The organism is Fimbriimonadaceae bacterium, from assembly GCA_019638775.1.
GTDB lineage: Bacteria > Armatimonadota > Fimbriimonadia > Fimbriimonadales > Fimbriimonadaceae > JAHBTD01.
Genome location: JAHBTD010000002.1, coordinates 818,044 through 834,146, shown reverse-complemented (window position 1 = coordinate 834,146; position 16,103 = coordinate 818,044). Strand labels below are relative to the sequence as shown.

15 protein-coding genes are annotated in these 16,103 nt (G+C 56.7%); 10 read left to right on the top strand and 5 right to left on the bottom strand.

Translation table 11 applies throughout. The annotated features are described in order from the left end of the window. Positions 1 to 34 precede the first annotated feature (34 nt). Positions 35 to 325 (top strand): hypothetical protein, encoded by a 291-nt coding sequence (locus KF784_10125; GenBank protein MBX3119412.1) that lies wholly within the window; start codon positions 35 to 37, stop codon positions 323 to 325. Continuing rightward, a complete protein-coding gene (locus KF784_10120; protein ID MBX3119411.1) occupies positions 322 to 1,377 on the top strand; it encodes a YchF family ATPase in 1,056 nt (351 codons plus the stop codon). The genes KF784_10125 and KF784_10120 overlap by 4 nt, the downstream gene beginning before the upstream one ends. Before the next feature lies 1 nt (position 1,378). On the opposite strand, the gene KF784_10115 is transcribed toward KF784_10120, so the two are convergent. Next, positions 1,379 to 2,314 (bottom strand): PD40 domain-containing protein, encoded by a 936-nt coding sequence (locus tag KF784_10115; GenBank protein ID MBX3119410.1) that lies wholly within the window; start codon positions 2,312 to 2,314, stop codon positions 1,379 to 1,381. Positions 2,315 to 2,387: 73 nt separating this feature from the next. On the opposite strand from KF784_10115, the gene KF784_10110 reads away from it, so the two are divergent. The 6 genes from KF784_10110 to KF784_10085 all read left to right on the top strand — a co-directional run bounded on the left by KF784_10110 (position 2,388) and on the right by KF784_10085 (position 10,241). Continuing rightward, entirely contained in the window at positions 2,388 to 3,443 is a 1,056-nt protein-coding gene (locus KF784_10110; GenBank protein MBX3119409.1) for a M42 family metallopeptidase, read from the top strand. A 164-nt stretch (positions 3,444 to 3,607) separates the two neighbouring features. Further along, positions 3,608 to 5,413: a DUF2207 domain-containing protein gene (locus tag KF784_10105; GenBank protein ID MBX3119408.1), complete on the top strand. Its 1,806-nt coding sequence runs from the start codon at positions 3,608 to 3,610 to the stop codon at positions 5,411 to 5,413. A 168-nt stretch (positions 5,414 to 5,581) separates the two neighbouring features. After that, positions 5,582 to 6,259, top strand: coding sequence for a hypothetical protein (locus KF784_10100; GenBank protein MBX3119407.1), 678 nt, complete (start codon positions 5,582 to 5,584; stop codon positions 6,257 to 6,259). 57 nt (positions 6,260 to 6,316) lie between these two features. Then, a complete protein-coding gene (locus KF784_10095) occupies positions 6,317 to 6,835 on the top strand; it encodes a hypothetical protein (protein MBX3119406.1) in 519 nt (172 codons plus the stop codon). Then, positions 6,784 to 7,701, top strand: coding sequence for a 3' terminal RNA ribose 2'-O-methyltransferase Hen1 (locus KF784_10090; GenBank protein ID MBX3119405.1), 918 nt, complete (start codon positions 6,784 to 6,786; stop codon positions 7,699 to 7,701). The genes KF784_10095 and KF784_10090 overlap by 52 nt, the downstream gene beginning before the upstream one ends. Further along, the gene (locus KF784_10085) at positions 7,698 to 10,241 is read left to right on the top strand and encodes a polynucleotide kinase-phosphatase (protein MBX3119404.1); all 2,544 of its coding nucleotides are present in this window, start codon (positions 7,698 to 7,700) and stop codon (positions 10,239 to 10,241) included. The genes KF784_10090 and KF784_10085 overlap by 4 nt, the downstream gene beginning before the upstream one ends. Here the strand turns inward: KF784_10085 and KF784_10080 are convergent. Together KF784_10080 and KF784_10075 are read right to left on the bottom strand one after the other, a co-directional pair. Further along, a complete protein-coding gene (locus tag KF784_10080) occupies positions 10,238 to 10,996 on the bottom strand; it encodes a DUF3738 domain-containing protein (protein MBX3119403.1) in 759 nt (252 codons plus the stop codon). The genes KF784_10085 and KF784_10080 overlap by 4 nt on opposite strands. Positions 10,997 to 11,191: 195 nt before the next feature. Next, positions 11,192 to 12,034 (bottom strand): hypothetical protein, encoded by an 843-nt coding sequence (locus KF784_10075; protein ID MBX3119402.1) that lies wholly within the window; start codon positions 12,032 to 12,034, stop codon positions 11,192 to 11,194. A 426-nt stretch (positions 12,035 to 12,460) separates the two neighbouring features. Here KF784_10075 and KF784_10070 point away from each other — a divergent pair, with 426 nt between their 5' ends. Beyond that, positions 12,461 to 12,883 carry a hypothetical protein gene (locus KF784_10070; protein ID MBX3119401.1) on the top strand — a complete coding sequence of 141 codons (423 nt, stop codon included), beginning with the start codon at positions 12,461 to 12,463 and terminating at the stop codon, positions 12,881 to 12,883. 58 nt (positions 12,884 to 12,941) lie between these two features. Beyond that, a complete protein-coding gene (locus KF784_10065) occupies positions 12,942 to 13,733 on the top strand; it encodes a PD-(D/E)XK nuclease family protein (protein MBX3119400.1) in 792 nt (263 codons plus the stop codon). 1 nt (position 13,734) lies between these two features. Here KF784_10065 and KF784_10060 read toward each other — a convergent pair whose 3' ends face one another. Then, complete coding sequence (locus tag KF784_10060) at positions 13,735 to 14,940, bottom strand: insulinase family protein (protein ID MBX3119399.1); 1,206 nt, start codon at positions 14,938 to 14,940, stop codon at positions 13,735 to 13,737. Then, complete coding sequence (locus KF784_10055) at positions 14,937 to 16,100, bottom strand: insulinase family protein (protein ID MBX3119398.1); 1,164 nt, start codon at positions 16,098 to 16,100, stop codon at positions 14,937 to 14,939. The genes KF784_10060 and KF784_10055 overlap by 4 nt, the downstream gene beginning before the upstream one ends. Positions 16,101 to 16,103 lie beyond the last annotated feature (3 nt).

The following is a 16,103-nucleotide window of genomic DNA, read 5'->3' as shown; positions in this document are numbered from 1 at the left end:
CCAGGCCTGACGTCCCCTGGTATCCTCTTTCTCCATGAGCAAGCCGGAAATGGCCCGTCCTATCGCCGGCCCAAAACGCCGGAAATTTCCGTGGCTTGCCCTTGTGCTTCTGCTCGGATCGGTCTACGCCTTCTGGATATTGCCCTGGCAATTGAACGGACAGAAGGAGTTTGTTGGGCCTCAGGCCGCGCCGGAAGTTAAGACCAGCTACGCAAACTCTACGCAGCCACCAGCCAGCAAAGCAACCGACGAAACCAAGGGTCAAAAAGAGAAGGCTGAAGCTCATCCCAAGCCGACAGAGACAGATTCCCCAACACAACCATGAAAGTCGCAGTGATCGGATACCCGCAATCGGGCAAGAGTACGCTTTATCGAGCCGCCGCCCGTGGCATCGCCAAGGGCGAAGTGACCGCCGTCCCGGTTCCTGATCCGCGATTCGATAAGATCGTGGCGCAGGTTCAGCCAAAGAAAATCACTCCAGCAACGGTTACTCTGCAGGACGATATGGATGCTATCCAGGCATCTGGCAAGCACTTCACCCAGAAGTTTTTGGACAACGCGCGCCGGGCTGATGTTTTGCTTCACATCGTTCGAGGGTTTGAGTCAAACATGTCGGCTTACCATGCAGCGATCAATCCCTTAAGGGATCAAGAAGCAGTGGATGTGGAGCTGGTTTTGGCGGACCTGCAGATCGTTGAAAATCGTCTGGAGAAGCTGCAAAAGTCGATGACCGTCAAGCAGCCGGGGTCGCCCGACTATCTTGAGAAGGCGTTATTCGAGAGAATCAAGGACCCACTCGAAAGTGGCACTCCGCTGCGTGCGCTCGATCTTGATGAGAACGAGCTGAGCATCATCAAAAACTATCAGTTCCTGAGTTTCCAGCAGATGGTGGTGGCGTTTAACGTTAGCGAAGACGATGCCGCCAACCCGCCTGCCGAACTGCAAAAGCGGATCGACGAGCTATCGGGACAGGGAACCCCTGCCTTTGCTGTATGTGCGACCATCGAGGAGGAGATTGCTCAGCTCGACCCAGCGGACCAGCCAGAGTTTTTGGAGTCGCTCGGACTGACTGAGCCCGCTTCGAACCGAGTTATCCGCGCTGTTTATGATGCGATGGGGTTGATTACTTTCTTCACCGCAGGCGATAACGACACACGCGCATGGGCTTTGAAGAAAGGATCAAGCGCGCTCAAAGCGGCAGCGACGATTCACAACGACATCGCCAAAGGGTTTATTCGCGCGGAGATTGTGCATTACGACGCCTATGTGGCGGCGGGCTCGCTGGATGCAGCTTACTCGGCTGGGAAGATGAGCTTGGAAGGGAAGGACTACGTCATTCAGGACGGCGATCTGATCCACATCCGCAACAAGAGCTAATCTACGGACGCCAAACTGGCCACGAGCCTTTGACAAGTCGTCTCGAAGTTTTGGCTGCGATGTTTGCTATCCAAACTTCCTCATCTTGACTTGAGCCTGACATGTAAGCAAGCCGCTTTCCGTCGGGCGAGAATTCGACCGTTGAGACACCAGTGGCTCCTACGGCTCCGACCTTCGTGGGGGCTTTTGAGGGGCCGCTGCAAACGTAAATGCCTGGCTTGCCAGGTGGGCCGTAAAACGCAACGGTTGCCCGATTTGGATCGACGTTGTATTCCCATGGACTCCAATCTGTTCCAAGCCACATTTCTTCTTTTCCGGAAGGAAGATTTCGAGCCCAGAGTTCACACTTGCCAGCCGGTTTTGGCTTGATGAAGAACATGATTTTTCGATCTCCAGAAAGTCGATGCTGCATTCCGGCGGTGACCCTTTTCACGGCCTTTGTCGTGACATCGATAGAGAGAACCTCCACAGATTCTTCGTGACGCTCAAAGTACAGCAAGCGGCTGTCGGCGGACCATGTGGGAGCAACGTCGCGGTGCGCTTCGCTGCCGAGAATTTGAACTTTCGTGCCTTCGGAGTCGATGACACAAATCCCTTGATACCCAGAGATATAAGCGATCCTTTTACCATCTGGGGAAAAGGATGGCGATCGATTGTCCTTTGTTCTTTTCTTGGTGAGCTCACCGGACGTCTTTGTCTCTGGATTGATCCAGTACATGTTCCAGCCTGCATCGGTGCTGTCGTGTCGGTAGATCAATCGTTTTCCGTCGGGGTACCAACTGACCTGACGGTCGTGATCGGTCTTGGCGACGAGCCGGTCGTTGCTACCGTCGGTTCTGACCAGCCTTACTTCACCGCCTCGCATGTAGGCGATCTCGGGAGTTGCGGCTTCGGGTGAAGTCCATAAAAGCGACAAACTCAGTAAACAGGCAAGCATAAAAGTGCTACGACTCTCGTTAATTCTGATGTTCCGACGTCGGCGTCTTTGGGCAGTCGGGTAAATTCTCCCCGTGGCCAGGTTCCAGATCTCCACCGAATACCTCACCCGCGTCCTCACCGACCTCCTTAATACGCCGAGTCCGACCGGATATACCGATTGGGCGATGAGCTTTGTTGAGCAAGAGCTTGACGAGATGGGTGTGTTTTACTATCGGACGAATAAAGGAGCTTTGATTGCGAGTTTTGACGGGCTTAGGGAGGATCGTCCGCGGGCGCTCACGGCTCACGTAGACACCCTTGGCGCGATGGTGAAGGAGATCAAGTCGAACGGCCGGCTGAAACTGACGGCACTGAACGGAGTGATGTGGCCAAGCGTTGAGAGCGAAGGCGTTTGGATTGAAACTAGGTCGGGTACGCGTATTCGCGGGTCAATCGTTTTTGCCAATGGCGCGATTCACGTCAACAAAGAGGCTCGAAGCGGCCCTAGAAATGAGGATACGCTTGAGGTCCGACTTGACGAAAGGACAACCAGCGCCGACGAGACGCGTGTACTTGGTATTGAAGTTGGTGATTTTTGTTTGTTCGACCCGCGAGTCGAACAAAGCGAATCGGGGTTTATTCGTTCGCGGTTCTTGGACGATAAAGCGGCTGTTGCCTGTATTCTCGCAGCAATGAAGGCCTTGAGAGACAATGGCATTGCTCCAGCCCAGAGGTCTTCGATTCTGTTCAGCAACTATGAAGAGGTTGGGCACGGAGGCTTGGACGGGCTTCCTAGCGACCTTGCCGAACTGGTTGTCATCGATATGGCGGCTTTGGGGGATGGGCTCCAAGGCGACGAGTATCACTGTTCGATTTGCGTCAAGGACTCTAGCGGCCCCTATAGTCGCCGACTTACGGAGAAGCTTCGTGGAATTGCCGACCGGGCAGGGATTGATCTCAAAACTGACGTCTATCCGTTTTACAGTTCGGACGGCTCCGTTTATTGGCAAGGCGGCGGGCAGGCGCAGGTAGCTCTCATTGGCCCAGGAGTGGATACGAGCCATGGTTATGAACGCACGCACGTTGATGCTCTGAACGATACAACCGCGCTGATTGCCGAGTACCTAGTTGACGACGAGGCGGACTGAGTTAATTGCGGCGGATACTGAGTCCGCTTGGTTGAAAAGGTTTGAAGAAGCCTCGCGTGTGCTCTGAATCGGGGCAGCGTCAAGACCTTGATGGGAGTTGTCGTCTCTGCCCTCGAACCAGTGGCTTCAAAACCCACTCGGCTCTTTCCGCGTAAACTAACTCCATGAAGCTTTTGCGGTGGGTTCTCCTCCTTCTCAGCCTGACGACATGTTCTTTGTCGGTTGCGCAAAACTTCTCCGGCTATCCATATGTGATCGAGGGCTACAGCGTCAATATCGATCTCAAGTCTGATGGCTGGATGAATGTGGAAGAGAAGATTGAGGTCACGTTCAACGAAACTCGCCGCGGCATCTTCCGACGCATCCCTGTGGTTTATCGATCGGGCCAAGGGTTTGGGCGAAAGGTGTTGATGAAGGACATCCAGGTTGAGGAGGGAGGAGGCAACCCTGGCACAAAGATCACAAGCGAAGGCGAATCGATTAACATCCGCATAGGCAGAGAAAAGGTCTTTCTCCCGCCAGGAACACGCAAGACCTATGTCATTCGGTACTCCGTCTTCGGGATGCTCAACTGGTTCGACAAGGATGAAGCGTGGGAAGCATGGGTGGAGCTTTATTGGAACTTGACGGGTGACGAGTGGGATACCGTGATCAAGCGGACCTCCTTTGAGATTAGGTTTCCAGAGGTTAAGGATGCACAGAGAGTGCGGTCGAAGATGTTTGTCGGACCTTATGGGAGCACTCAGCAGCAGATAGTCAACGGACCCGCACGGGGCGACTATGGACGAGAGACCGACTTTACGATTTGGCAAGACGGCAGATCGATTCGGGGAGAGCGGCTAAGCCCACTGGAAGTCAAAAACGGGGCCACTGTGGTCCTCAACCTTCCTGCCGATTCAATTCCTGAGCCTGGATTTCTGGCTTCTCTCTGGACTTTGATGCTGGCCAATCTGGGCTTAATCAACCCGATCCTTGTTCTGCCAGCTATATTCCTCTTCTGGATGGCGTTTGGACGCGACCCCAAGGGTGGTCCGATGGTGGTGCAGTTTGAGCCTCCTGACGGACTTGGCCCCGCCGCTTGCGGAACGATCACAGATGAAAGCGTTGACCTGCGCGACCTTGGTGCAGCCATGGTGAGCATTGCGCAAAAGGGCTACATGGAGATTGAGGTTCAAGAATCGGGCGGCATTTTCAAATCGACGACAACCACGCTGCTCATGAAGGCAACCAATCCCAAAGGTGAACTGACGCGCTTTGAGACGGAGCTTTACGAGCGCCTGCGGGACTGCGGCGAAACCGTAACAGAGGCGGAACTTCGGTCAAATGTGGCCCCGCATATTAATGAACTCAAGAACGTGCTCTATCAGGAGCTTGCCGACAAGGGCTACTACCTGGCGAACCCCAACACGGTGCGTCAAACGTGGGGCTGTCTGGGCGTTCTTGCGGTGATTGCCTTAGCATTCTTGCTGCACGTCATGAGTGTTGCTTTCTCGCCTGCTCCGGCGATCATCGGAGCCATTATCTCCGTCGTCATTGTGCTGATCTTTGCCAGACAGATGCCGAAGCGGACGAAAGAGGGCTCAAAAGTGCGACAGCGAGTGCTTGGGTTTGAGGAGTTTATTCGCAGAGCCCGTAAGAATGAGTTGGATTGGATGTCGAAGAAGATGCCCAACCAAGTCTTGTTCGAGGAGTATCTTCCTTATGCGATGGCGTTTGGCTTGGGTGAAGAGTGGGCGGATGCGTTCAAGGATGTCACGATTGAGAATCCGACTTGGTACCACAGTCCGTACGGCGGGCATTTCAGTACATACATGTTTATGAACAGCTTGACCTCGGCGACGAATTCTGTTTCTACGGCAGCGACCACGCCTCCTCGATCATCGGGGGCGAGTGGCGGATCGTCTGGATTTAGCGGTGGAGGCGGATTCTCAGGCGGTGGCTTCGGCGGTGGTGGAGGCGGAAGTTGGTAAGTCGTGAGTTGTGAGTCGTGAGTTGTGAGTTGTGAGTTGTGAGTGGTGAGTAGTGAGTAGTGAGTAGTGAGGGATACTAAAGGGAGAGTTTCGGGGCATTCAGAGACGGATTTCAGTTCACGTCTGTGAATAAATGGGAGTAGAGTCCGTCACTACATTGAGGTACCGATGATGACTTCAGCGCTTGTCTTTGTTTCCATGTTCGCGATTCAGTCGGACAGTCCGCGGCAGGTTCTGCTTGATCTGCGCGATAGGTATACCAAGCTGGAAAGCCTTAGCGTGGAGATTGAACACGACTTCAGTTCTGGTCTGTTTCCTGGCAAGTATCAGCAAGAGTTGCTTGTTAGCAAGAAGAACGGTTTTCGGCTGACGGTGAAGGTGGACAAGTGCGAGAAGAGGCCAGACGGCTGTGCCTACGATTACTACTATAGCGCGGGAAAGAAGGTCGTCACCTTGCGCGGGGATGAGCGCTTTACAGCCGACTTGAACACGGACGAGAACCAGATGCCTGGGTATGAAGTGACGGGGTCGATGATCCTTTCTTGGATGCTCAAATCCCCAGCGATCGATCGATTTTTTGAGCCTCCAAAAGGATACAAGTTTGACTATGCATGGGGAAGCCGAACGGAATGGCACGGGCAGAAGACGAAGGAGATTGTGCTTAAGATTACACAGACCGAGGCAAAGGAAGGCCCCGAGGTTTGGATGTTCCTCTCGGAAGATAAAAAGAAGTTTCTTGGGCACGAGTGGAAGTCGCAGGGCAAAGTCGGCTATCAGCTTTACTCGAATCAGAAAGAGAACCCCGACGTTAAGCCGTCCGACTTTGAGCCTCCAAAGGCTGGATAGTCCCGATTCCTTATCGGCACAGGCGTATAATGTCCAATCCCGAATTTGGGATTGGACATGTTGCTTACGATCACGCTTGAACATAAGCCCGCGACCGACCTGGGATACCTCCTGCACAAGAATCCTGGGCGGCTTCACACTGCCGAAATGACCTTCGGCAAGGCGCATGTGTTCTATCCCGAAGCCACCGAAGAGCGATGCACGGCCGCGCTGATGATCGAGGTCGATCCGGTTCGGCTGGTGCGGGGGAAGAAGAGCGAAGGCGGGATGCTGGACCAGTATGTGAACGACCGTCCCTACGCGGCCTCCTCATTCCTAAGCTCGGCGATCACCGAATTCTTCTCCACGGCGATGTCCGGGCGAAGCAAGGAACGGCCCGAGCTGGCGGCTTCGCCGCTGAGCTTGGTCGTGAACGTTCCCGTGCTATGCTGCCGGGGTGGGGAAGGGTTCCTGCGCGGATTGTTCGAGCCCCTAGGCTATGCCGTCGAGGCGGCTCCTTTGCCGCTCGATGACCGCTTTCCGGGCTGGGGGCGAGCCCGTACTTCAGCGTCACGCTCCGCTACACCGGACTGCTGAAGGATATGCTGGCCCACCTTTATGTGCTGATCCCGGTTTTGGACAACAGCAAGCACTACTTCATCGCCGACGACGAAGTGGAGAAGCTGATGCGACGGGCGGAGTCGTGGCTGCCTAGCCACCCTAGCAAAGAGGCGATCGTCAGCCGCTATCTGCAAAAGCGGCGCGTGCTGACCCGGCTCGCTCTTCAGCAGCTTGCCGAGACGGAAGACCCCGACGAGCAGCTGCAGGAGGCTCAGGCCGCCGAGGAAGAGGCCGAGAAGAAGATCTCGCTGCACGAGATTCGGCTGGAAACGGTGCGCCAAAGGCTGTTGGATTTGGGTGTGAAGCGGGTCGTCGATCTGGGCTGCGGCGAGGGTCGCCTGCTCAAGATGATCCTCAAGGAGAAGCAGCTTTCCGAGGTGGTGGGGATGGATGTTTCCGACTATGCGCTCAGCCGAGCCGAGAAGAGCTTGCGCATCCATCAGCTGCCGGCCAAGCATAGGGAGAAGCTGAAGATCATCCACGGATCGCTGATGTATCGCGACCCGAGGATCGAGGGGTTTGACGCGGCGACCGTGGTCGAAGTGATCGAGCACATGGACCCGCCCAGGCTTGCGGCGTTCCAGCGGAACGTTTTCGAATTCGCTAGGCCGACTTATGTTCTTGTGACCACGCCGAACCGGGAGTACAACGCGCTCTTTCCCGGCTTGGAGGAAGGCAAGATGCGGCACCGCGACCATCGGTTTGAATGGACCCGCGAGGAGTTCAAGGCTTGGTGCGACTCGGTATGCGAAAGGTTCGGATACTCCGTCGAGATCAGAGGGATCGGCCCGGAGGATGAGAATGCGGGGGCGCCTTCGCAGATGGGGGTGTTTGCCCGATGACTTTCAAGATTCCCGACTTTTGCGTCGTGCTTCTGGTGGGGCCGTCGGGTTGCGGAAAGTCCAGCTTTGCCGCCAAGCACTTCCTGCCCAGCGAGGTGCTTTCCTCCGACTGGTGCCGTGCTGCCGTCAGCGACGATGAGACAGCTCAGCACGCCACGAGCGACGCCTTCGAGCTGCTCCACACCATGCTGAAGGTGCGGCTGAAGAACCGGCGTCTATGCGTGATCGACGCCACGAACGTACAGTCGCAGTCGCGCCGAGAGATCGTGAAGATCGCCCAGAGCTATCACGCGCTGACCTACGCCATCGTTTTCTCCCTGCCCGACTCCCTCTGCTTCGAGCGCAACCAAAACCGCGCGAATCGCGACTTCGGGATTCACGTCATTCGGCGGCAGAATCAGGAGCTTAAGCGAAGCGCGCCGCTGATGCAGAAGGAGGGGATTCGGAACCAGTTCTGGCTGAAGTCGGTGGAGGACATCGATGCGTTCGAGATTGTCCGCGAGCCGCTCTTCAACGACAAGCGAGAGCTCGCCGGACCGTTCGACATCATCGGTGACGTGCACGGATGCTACGACGAGCTAACCGAGCTTTTCGACCGTCTTGGCTACCGCATCGAAGGCACCGGGGAGGAGGTCGCCGTAATTCCCCCAGAAGGCCGCACCGCCATCTTCCTAGGCGATCTAGTGGATCGCGGTCCGAAGAGCATGGAGGCGCTGAAGCTGGCGATGTCGATGGTGAACGCGGGGACGGCCCTTTGTATCCCCGGAAACCACGATGAGAAGTTCTACCGGTACTTGGGGGGAAGGGACGTTCAGATCAAGCACGGCCTTGCGGAGACCATCGAGCAGCTGGAGAAGGAGCCGCCGGAGTTCCGCGACAAGCTTTCCAAATTCCTAGAAGGTCTAGTGAGCCACTACTGGCTGGATGGAGGGAAGCTGTGCGTGGCCCACGCCGGGATGAAGGAGGAGATGATCGGACGCAGCTCTCGCGCCGTGCGCGAGTTTGCCATGTACGGCGAGACCACTGGGGAGACTGACGAGTTCGGCCTGCCTGTGCGCTATCAGTGGGCGGCGGACTATCGGGGACGGACGAAAATCGTCTACGGGCATACGCCCGTGCCGATGGCGGAGTGGCTGAACAACACGATCTGTCTCGATACGGGCTGCGTTTTTGGCGGGAAGCTTACCGCGCTCCGATACCCGGAGATGACCCTGATCGACGTTCCCGCCAAAGAAACCTACGCCGAATCGGCAAAGCCGCTTGAGCTGGGAAGCCGCACACTCCAGCACACGTCCGACGACGTGCTGGATATCAGCGATATCCTAGGCCGCCGAATTATCCACACGCGGGTTCACGGCAACGTAACGATCCGGGAAGAGAACTCCAGCGCCGCGCTGGAGGCGATGAGCCGCTTTGCCGCAAATCCCAAGTGGCTGGTCTATCTGCCGCCGACCATGTCGCCTTGCGGGACCAGCGAAGCCTACGGCTACCTGGAAAGGCCGGAGGAGGCTTTCGCCTACTTCAAGAGCGAGAGCATCGACAAGGTTGTCTGCGAAGAGAAGCACATGGGCTCGCGGGCGGTGGCGATCGTCTGCCGCGACGCAGAGGCGGCGAAAAGGCGGTTCGGGATTCTCGAAGAGGAGTCGGGGATCGTCTACACCCGCACCGGACGACGATTCTTCGACGACCTAGCGATGGAAGCCGCGCTTCTGAGCGAGATTCGAGAGGCCGCGAATAAGACCGACTTTTGGGCTCGCCACAGCACCGACTGGATGATCCTCGACTGCGAACTGATGCCGTGGTCGGCAAAGGCCCAGGAGCTTTTGCGTACGCAGTATGCGCTGGTTGGGTCGGCGTCCTCCCATGCGCTGAAGGCCGCGCACGACGCCCTTCATGCCGCGTCCATGACAAACCCGGACGTGACGCCGCTGCTCCAAGAGGCTATCGACCGCCGGGAGATGGCGGATCGGTTTGTGCAGGCCTATCGCCACTACTGCTGGGAGGTTTCGGGCCCGCAGGATCTCAAGCTCGCACCGTTTCACCTGTTGGCGACGGAGGGCGCGGTCCACGACACCAAGAGCCACGAGTGGCACATGACGGAGCTTGCCGGACTGTGCGAGGGCGGCACGGGCATCCTAATGCAGACGCCGTGGCGAACCGTCGATCTGAGCGACGAGGCGCAGGTTGGCGAGGCCGTGAAATGGTGGGAAGAGCTGACCGCCAAGGGTGGGGAAGGGATGGTCGTCAAGCCGCTCGGCTTCACCGTGCGCGGGCAGAAGGGGTTGGCGCAGCCGGCGGTCAAGTGTCGCGGGCCGGAGTATCTGCGCATCATCTACGGTCCGGAATATCTGCGGCCCGAGAACCTTTCGCGGCTGAGAAAGAGAGGTCTGGCATTCAAGCGGTCGCTCGCCCTGCGCGAGTATGCGCTGGGGCTGGAGGCGCTGCATCGGTTCGTGGAGAAGGAGCCGCTGAGGCGGGTACACGAATGCGCGTTCGGGGTGCTGGCAATGGAGAGCGAGCCTGTGGATCCGCGGCTCTAGCTTTTTCCGTCTTCCGTCTCAACTGGTTCGACCACATACATGCTCATGCGTTCGCGGGCAAACTTCATATCCAGCCCGAGCTTGTTCTTAATCTCTGCGGTCAGCTCATTTTCGTGGATGCCTTGCTGAATGGCCAGTTCCCACTTAAAGAGGCCGATCATCTTTGTGCGATCGATGACGGGTCGGTTGTAGAACTTTTCCAGATAGAGGCCAAGGCCTTCCATGGTCGTGTGCCCTACGGTAGAACCGCTGCCGATGGTGATCGAGCTATTGGCTTCGTAGGACGCCCAGATGGCTGGACCGAGCTTTCGAGGCTTGTCGATGATGACAACATCGACGTCCATTTGTTTGAGCACAACGCGCATGCCTAGCATTCGCAAGACCGAATCCATGATGATCCCTTCGCCCATGCTGCGCGAAAGGGAGGTTGATTGGTAATCCACGTCGAAGCGTTCGTTAAGCAGCTTTTCTCCGCCGAATATGTAGGCGGGGTTTACGCGGTGCACGAACGTTACGATATCGAGCGCTCGCACTCCTCTGAGCGTGACGGAGGAGGGGTTCCATTCTTGGCTGTTCGTCGCGCTTTGGCTCTTGGCGATGCTAAGTTTGAATAGGCTTGTACCCGCGCTTTGGCAGAATGCCTGCCCGGCGAACAGGGTAAGTAGGGTGAGGGCGCTTATGAATCTGGGCCAGCGTCGCCAGCGGTTCACGGTTGACCAACGCGTCAGTCGATAGCTTGTCGGAGATTTGTACATTCTGCTTCTTTTGACGCAGAATCGGCGGAAATGGATCGGGGAGGCCTATTTGGGGCTTGTAAGGATTGTAAGGATTGTAAGGATTGTAAGGGTCGTAAGGATCGTAAGGATGCAGGGGTGGTGCGGCACTGGATCTGGGCTGATCTTGAAGAGCAATCTTTACCCCCTTACAATCCTTACAACCTCTACTATCCCCTAGTCCACCACCGCCACTTCAACTGCCGGAACCAGTCCCGCATCCGAGCCCATCTGTAACAAGAGTTTGATCGCCTTTACGCCATCTTCTCCCATGTCCATCGTTCGTTCGTTCACATACATGCCGACGAACTCGTCGCTTGTGTCGGTGTCCAGCCCACGAGCAAACTGAAGGGCGTACTCAAGCGCAGTGGCGCGGTTGTTGAGTCCTGCCGAAATCGACTCGCGCATACAGCGGGAAACGTCGGCGACGGCTTCGGCACCCAGGTCTTTACGAACGACGTTCACGCCGAGGGGCAAGGGAAGTCCGGTCTTGGCCTTCCACCACACTCCCATGTCGGCGATCAGCTCCATGCCGTCATCCTTGTAGGTGAGTTGGCCCTCGTGAATAATTAGTCCGGCGGTGTACTTTCCGGCTTGGATGCTTGGGATGATTTCGTCGAACGGGACGACTTCGAACTTGAGGGGGACGCCCTCGCCAAACTGTTCCTTCCACCAAAGATTCAGTTCAAGGAAAGCGGACGTCAGTTTCCCGGGAATGGCAATGGTCTGCTCTTTCAGGTCGTCCATTGTGAGAGCCTTGCTTGCCACAAGCATGGGGCCGTAATCCCAGCCGAACGAGCCGCCGTGGCGCAGCAGGGCGTACTTGTCGGCTACGTGGGCGAAGGCGTGGACGGAGATGGCGGTCGATTCGAGCTTGCCTTCCATCGCCCATTCGTTCAGGGTCTGGATGTCGCGGAGGATGTGCTCGAACTCGTGGTCGCTTTTGACCTCCCCGCTGGCAAGGCCCCAAAACATAAAGGCGTCGTCGGAGTCGGGGGAGTGCCCAAGTCGGATTTTCATTGTGTGAAAGGGTACCCCTCCGGGAGATTTTGGATTTTGGATTTTGGATTTTGGATCGGGAATTGGGGCGAAAGGGCGCAGGGGGGTTTTGGAATTTTAGATTTTGGATTTTGGATTGGAGCGTGAGGGAGGAGATGCGTAAGGGTTGTAAGGGGTAAGGCGGTAAAGGGGCGGTGGCTCGAGATAGAGGGGGGCTGGGGAGGTCCGTCGTATACTTGGAGGGTGAGTTCAGGTGTTGATGGTCTTAGCCTCAGGGCTGAGGGATGAGGCTGGAAAAGGGATGGGGAGTGCGCGATCTGGGGCATCAAAGTGCAGCCGTGACATCTAGACAATAGCTTGCGAGGGAACATAGCAGTGAAGCAGATGCACGCTGAAGCATCAACAGAACCAAGACGAAGGCACTGGCTTCTATGCTGTGCCATCGCTATGCTCTTTTGTTGTGTCATCTTAAGACCCCTCTGCATCGACACCCGGGAAAGCGAGATTAAGCAGATCTTCGCGAGGGTGCCGCTTGGATCGGATGTTCGCGCGCTCAGAATTGTCGATGAGTACAACACGGCATCCTATCGGCCTGTCACTGAGTGGATCCGGACGGATGACCTCTCACAAGCGACCTACAAGAAACTTCGCGAGAGTGGCGTGATCTTAGGCACGAAATATGGAGATTTCCGTCAAAAGGAGCTCGGGCATTACTCAGAGGATTGTCCTCCGACTCAAGGGTTTACAGGGGTTGTCTTCTTTATCCTCGACTCTTACGCTGACACGTTTGTTGGAGACGGGGTTGGAATCGAGTTTACGTACATCGATGGAAAACTCGTCAATAAGGCCGTCGTGCCTTTGCCAGGATGATTTATACACGTAGTAGCTGTGCGTCCCTATCTCCCTAATTCAGCTTCCAAAATAGACCATGCCCCGCAAACCCAGCCTGAGCCCCAGCAAGATCAAGACGTATTTGGCCTGTCCGGTCAAGTACCGCTGGACGTATGTGGACGGCAGCGGGAGATTCTACATGCGCGCCAAGAGCTATTACAGCTTCGGCACCGTGCTCCACAACGTCCTTCAAAGGTTGCACGACCCTTTTGATGCCGAGGTGCAGACGGCTGAGCAAGCGGTCGAGGCGCTGAAGTCGGGCTGGATCGAAGCGGGGTATGAATCGCCACAGGCGGCTGCGGAAGCGTTGGTGGAGGGGGAGAAGATCATTCAGAAGCAGGCCGAGGCCGTGATGGCTGGGGACAAAGAGGTCACAACGCTCCTCACCGAAAAGATGCTGCGGATGGAGATGAAGGGGTGGGACTTGATTGGGCGCATCGACCGGGTGGACGAGCGCCCGGATGGGTCAATCGAAGTTGTCGATTACAAGTCGGGACGGCTTACGGTTGAGGCTCAAGACGTGGCCAGCGACCTGGCGATGAACTGCTACCAGCTCATGCTGAGGAAGATGTATCCCGGTCGGCGTGTTTTCGGGACGATCTTAGCCCTGCGCACGGGTGATACTGCCTCTTACGCGTTGCCAGATGAGGATGTCGAACCATTGACGCGAGACATGCAAATCATCGGCGATGAAATCCTGACGACCGAATTCTATGAACTGGAGCCGAAGGTGCTGGATATCTGCCCGGAATGCGACTTCTTGGAGCTCTGCATGAAGCATCCGGAGTTTGCTGAGGAATATCGCAGCCTGCTAAATGACGAGACTTGAGTTACTTCCCCGAAATCACTCTCGGCAGCGCGGTGAGCACCAACCTTTCTCCAGCCGTTTTCAAATCTTCCAATCCCACCTTGCGCATGTCTTGGACCAGCGCCGCCGGATCCCAGTCCTTGCCTGCCTTCATGCGCCAATAGCCGATAAGGAACGCCCTATCGGGCAGGTCTTTGCCCAGCGGCCCGTTTTCTGACCAGTACAGCGGATTGGGACCGATACCGTAGTTCAGCGATGCGTTGGCAAGCCCAAGGGCGCGGTCGACGTCAGCCTGCGTCCAAGCCTTGATGTCCTCGGCTAGCAAAGTTCGCAGCTTTTCGGGAAGCGCCTTGTCGTCTTCGGTGGGGATGGTTTCCAGCAAGAACCGCGCCCGGAAGCCGCTGGGTGAGGGCCAAAGAATGGCTTCCTGACGGTAGCTGAGGGCTTCGCGGTCGCGCACAATTCGATGAAGGGTTGAGCCTTTGCCCACGCCAAGTGCATACAGCGCGAGCATCTTTGATGGATAATCGGCGTCTGTTGCCTTCATGGCGGGTCCGACAAGCTCCACGGTTGTCACTGCCTGGTCGTGCTTTTCACGCAAGCTCAGCGGTGGCCCGTAATAGCCTCGGCGTCCGATCCTCTTATCTTGCCAGTCCTTGGTTCGCGTGTTCCATTCCTGTTCGGCTCTGCCAGGATCGAACTCTCCCATGGCGACGACGAAGATGTTTGAGGGTTGGAAGAGGGTTTGATAAAGCTCGACGACTTCAACCCGCCGAACCTTGTTTACTGCCAGGAGTTCTGGCCTCAGAGCTGTCAGCCAAGGTGTTTCGGGGGTTCTGTCTGCTTCTCCAATGGCAGCGTTGAGGGCTTCATCAGAGAGGAGCGGATCGCGGAGAAGCGAGACGATCATGCCAAGGCCGGTGGAGAGCTCTCCACGATCGACCGTGACGGATACACGGATGTGATCGGGCATGAGGATGAATCGAGGCTCGTAACCTGGCGCGGAGTTTCGGCGCATGGTCACGCGTCCGTATTCGTTGCTGCCGTCCCGCATCGCACCCACGAGGACCTCGGCTGCGGCGCGGTCGCCGAGGTGCAGTTCGGGCAGGCGTACCAGCGCTTGGATGGTGATTCGGCTCTCGCTGGAGTCGGGGGCTTCGATAAAGGTAGCGCCCTGAGTTTGCACAAGCCCGGTTGCAAGAACCAATGTTGCCAAGAGCGCCGTCATATTCGGCCTCCGATCACTTGAACGCCATTGCCGTACTTGAGCTTTTCAAAGCCCTGCATAAACTGAGATGGGGTCATAGAGTTTAGGTTTTCAAGTATCTGCTCGGGCTTTCCTCCGAACGCTTGGCAGCCGATGTATCCGCGTAGATAGGCAGCGCCAGAAGGGGTGGAGAGACGGTTGAGGAGCCAAGCCCTAGCATTGAGCCGGCCTTGAGCGAACAATCCCAAGGCTTCCTCTTGGCTGAGGCCATCGATGCGGTTTACAAAGGTCTTGTCGCTAGTGCTGCCGACCAACACGAGGCCATTTTGGATACTTGGCGTGTAGATGAAGAAGCCGTCATCAAACTCCGTTGCCACACCGAAAGCAGCGGCGATGGTCCAGGCCGTGTCGGCCTCGGAGTAACGACCAACACCGGCGCCTCTGGCTGAGCCGCGAGCGATCTCTGCTTCGCCGTTGCCGGGCTTTGCGTCCGGCCGCTTGGACCAGTTCATGTCTGGCGTTCCCTTGAGTGGTTCAAGAATTTTTCGGGCGGCGGCGATGGCCTCGGTCTCGGGAATCGGTCCGGCAATGCTGATGACCAAGTTTCCGGCGGTGAAGTGCTTCTGCTGCAGGGCAAGCAAGCTTTCGGGCGTGGCCTTTGCCATGATCGCCAAATTGCCGAGGGGGTCAAAGCCCTCGGTTCCATAGGCAAGGTTCCAGGCCGCAGAGGATAGCCGTGCGGAATCGGGCAGAATCGCCAGTTCTTGGCTGATGATCTTAATCTCTTTCCCGATCTCCTGGGTTGTGGTTTTCACCGGTTTTAGGAGGTCCTCAAGAACGCTTAGAGCTTCGTTGAGTTGGAGAAATGTTCCGCGCACTTCAAACTGCATCGCATCGCGATACGTCTCGGCGGTTAAGAACAAGCCTTTGGTTTCGATCTTTCGATCAAGGTCCTTATCTGGGCCTTTGGCGAGAATATGCTCCAGCAGGTGCCGCATGCCGTGCGTCTCGGCCGATTCTTGAACACCGCGCGATGCGGCGAAGAGGTTGACGGAGATCGTCTTGGCGTTTGGCAGGCTCTGCACGATCACGGCGGAACCGTTGTCCAGATTGACCCGTTTCCAGGCAAAGCCCTGATCCAACTGGATGAGGGCCGTCATCGCGCAGAGCATAGCGAGCATCGT

Bases quoted from the DNA above. Each gene is read 5' to 3' on its own strand.
- KF784_10070 (MBX3119401.1), top strand. From the start codon at position 12,461: ATGCTCTTTTGTTGTGTCATCTTAAGACCCCTCTGCATCGACACCCGG.
- KF784_10100 (MBX3119407.1), top strand. From the start codon at position 5,582: ATGATGACTTCAGCGCTTGTCTTTGTTTCCATGTTCGCGATTCAGTCG.
- KF784_10065 (MBX3119400.1), top strand. From the start codon at position 12,942: ATGCCCCGCAAACCCAGCCTGAGCCCCAGCAAGATCAAGACGTATTTG.
- KF784_10080 (MBX3119403.1), bottom strand. From the start codon at position 10,996: ATGTACAAATCTCCGACAAGCTATCGACTGACGCGTTGGTCAACCGTG.
- KF784_10055 (MBX3119398.1), bottom strand. From the start codon at position 16,100: ATGCTCGCTATGCTCTGCGCGATGACGGCCCTCATCCAGTTGGATCAG.
- KF784_10120 (MBX3119411.1), top strand. From the start codon at position 322: ATGAAAGTCGCAGTGATCGGATACCCGCAATCGGGCAAGAGTACGCTT.
- KF784_10060 (MBX3119399.1), bottom strand. From the start codon at position 14,940: ATGACGGCGCTCTTGGCAACATTGGTTCTTGCAACCGGGCTTGTGCAA.
- KF784_10095 (MBX3119406.1), top strand. From the start codon at position 6,317: ATGTTGCTTACGATCACGCTTGAACATAAGCCCGCGACCGACCTGGGA.
- KF784_10115 (MBX3119410.1), bottom strand. From the start codon at position 2,314: ATGCTTGCCTGTTTACTGAGTTTGTCGCTTTTATGGACTTCACCCGAA.
- KF784_10085 (MBX3119404.1), top strand. From the start codon at position 7,698: ATGACTTTCAAGATTCCCGACTTTTGCGTCGTGCTTCTGGTGGGGCCG.
- KF784_10125 (MBX3119412.1), top strand. From the start codon at position 35: ATGAGCAAGCCGGAAATGGCCCGTCCTATCGCCGGCCCAAAACGCCGG.
- KF784_10075 (MBX3119402.1), bottom strand. From the start codon at position 12,034: ATGAAAATCCGACTTGGGCACTCCCCCGACTCCGACGACGCCTTTATG.
- KF784_10105 (MBX3119408.1), top strand. From the start codon at position 3,608: ATGAAGCTTTTGCGGTGGGTTCTCCTCCTTCTCAGCCTGACGACATGT.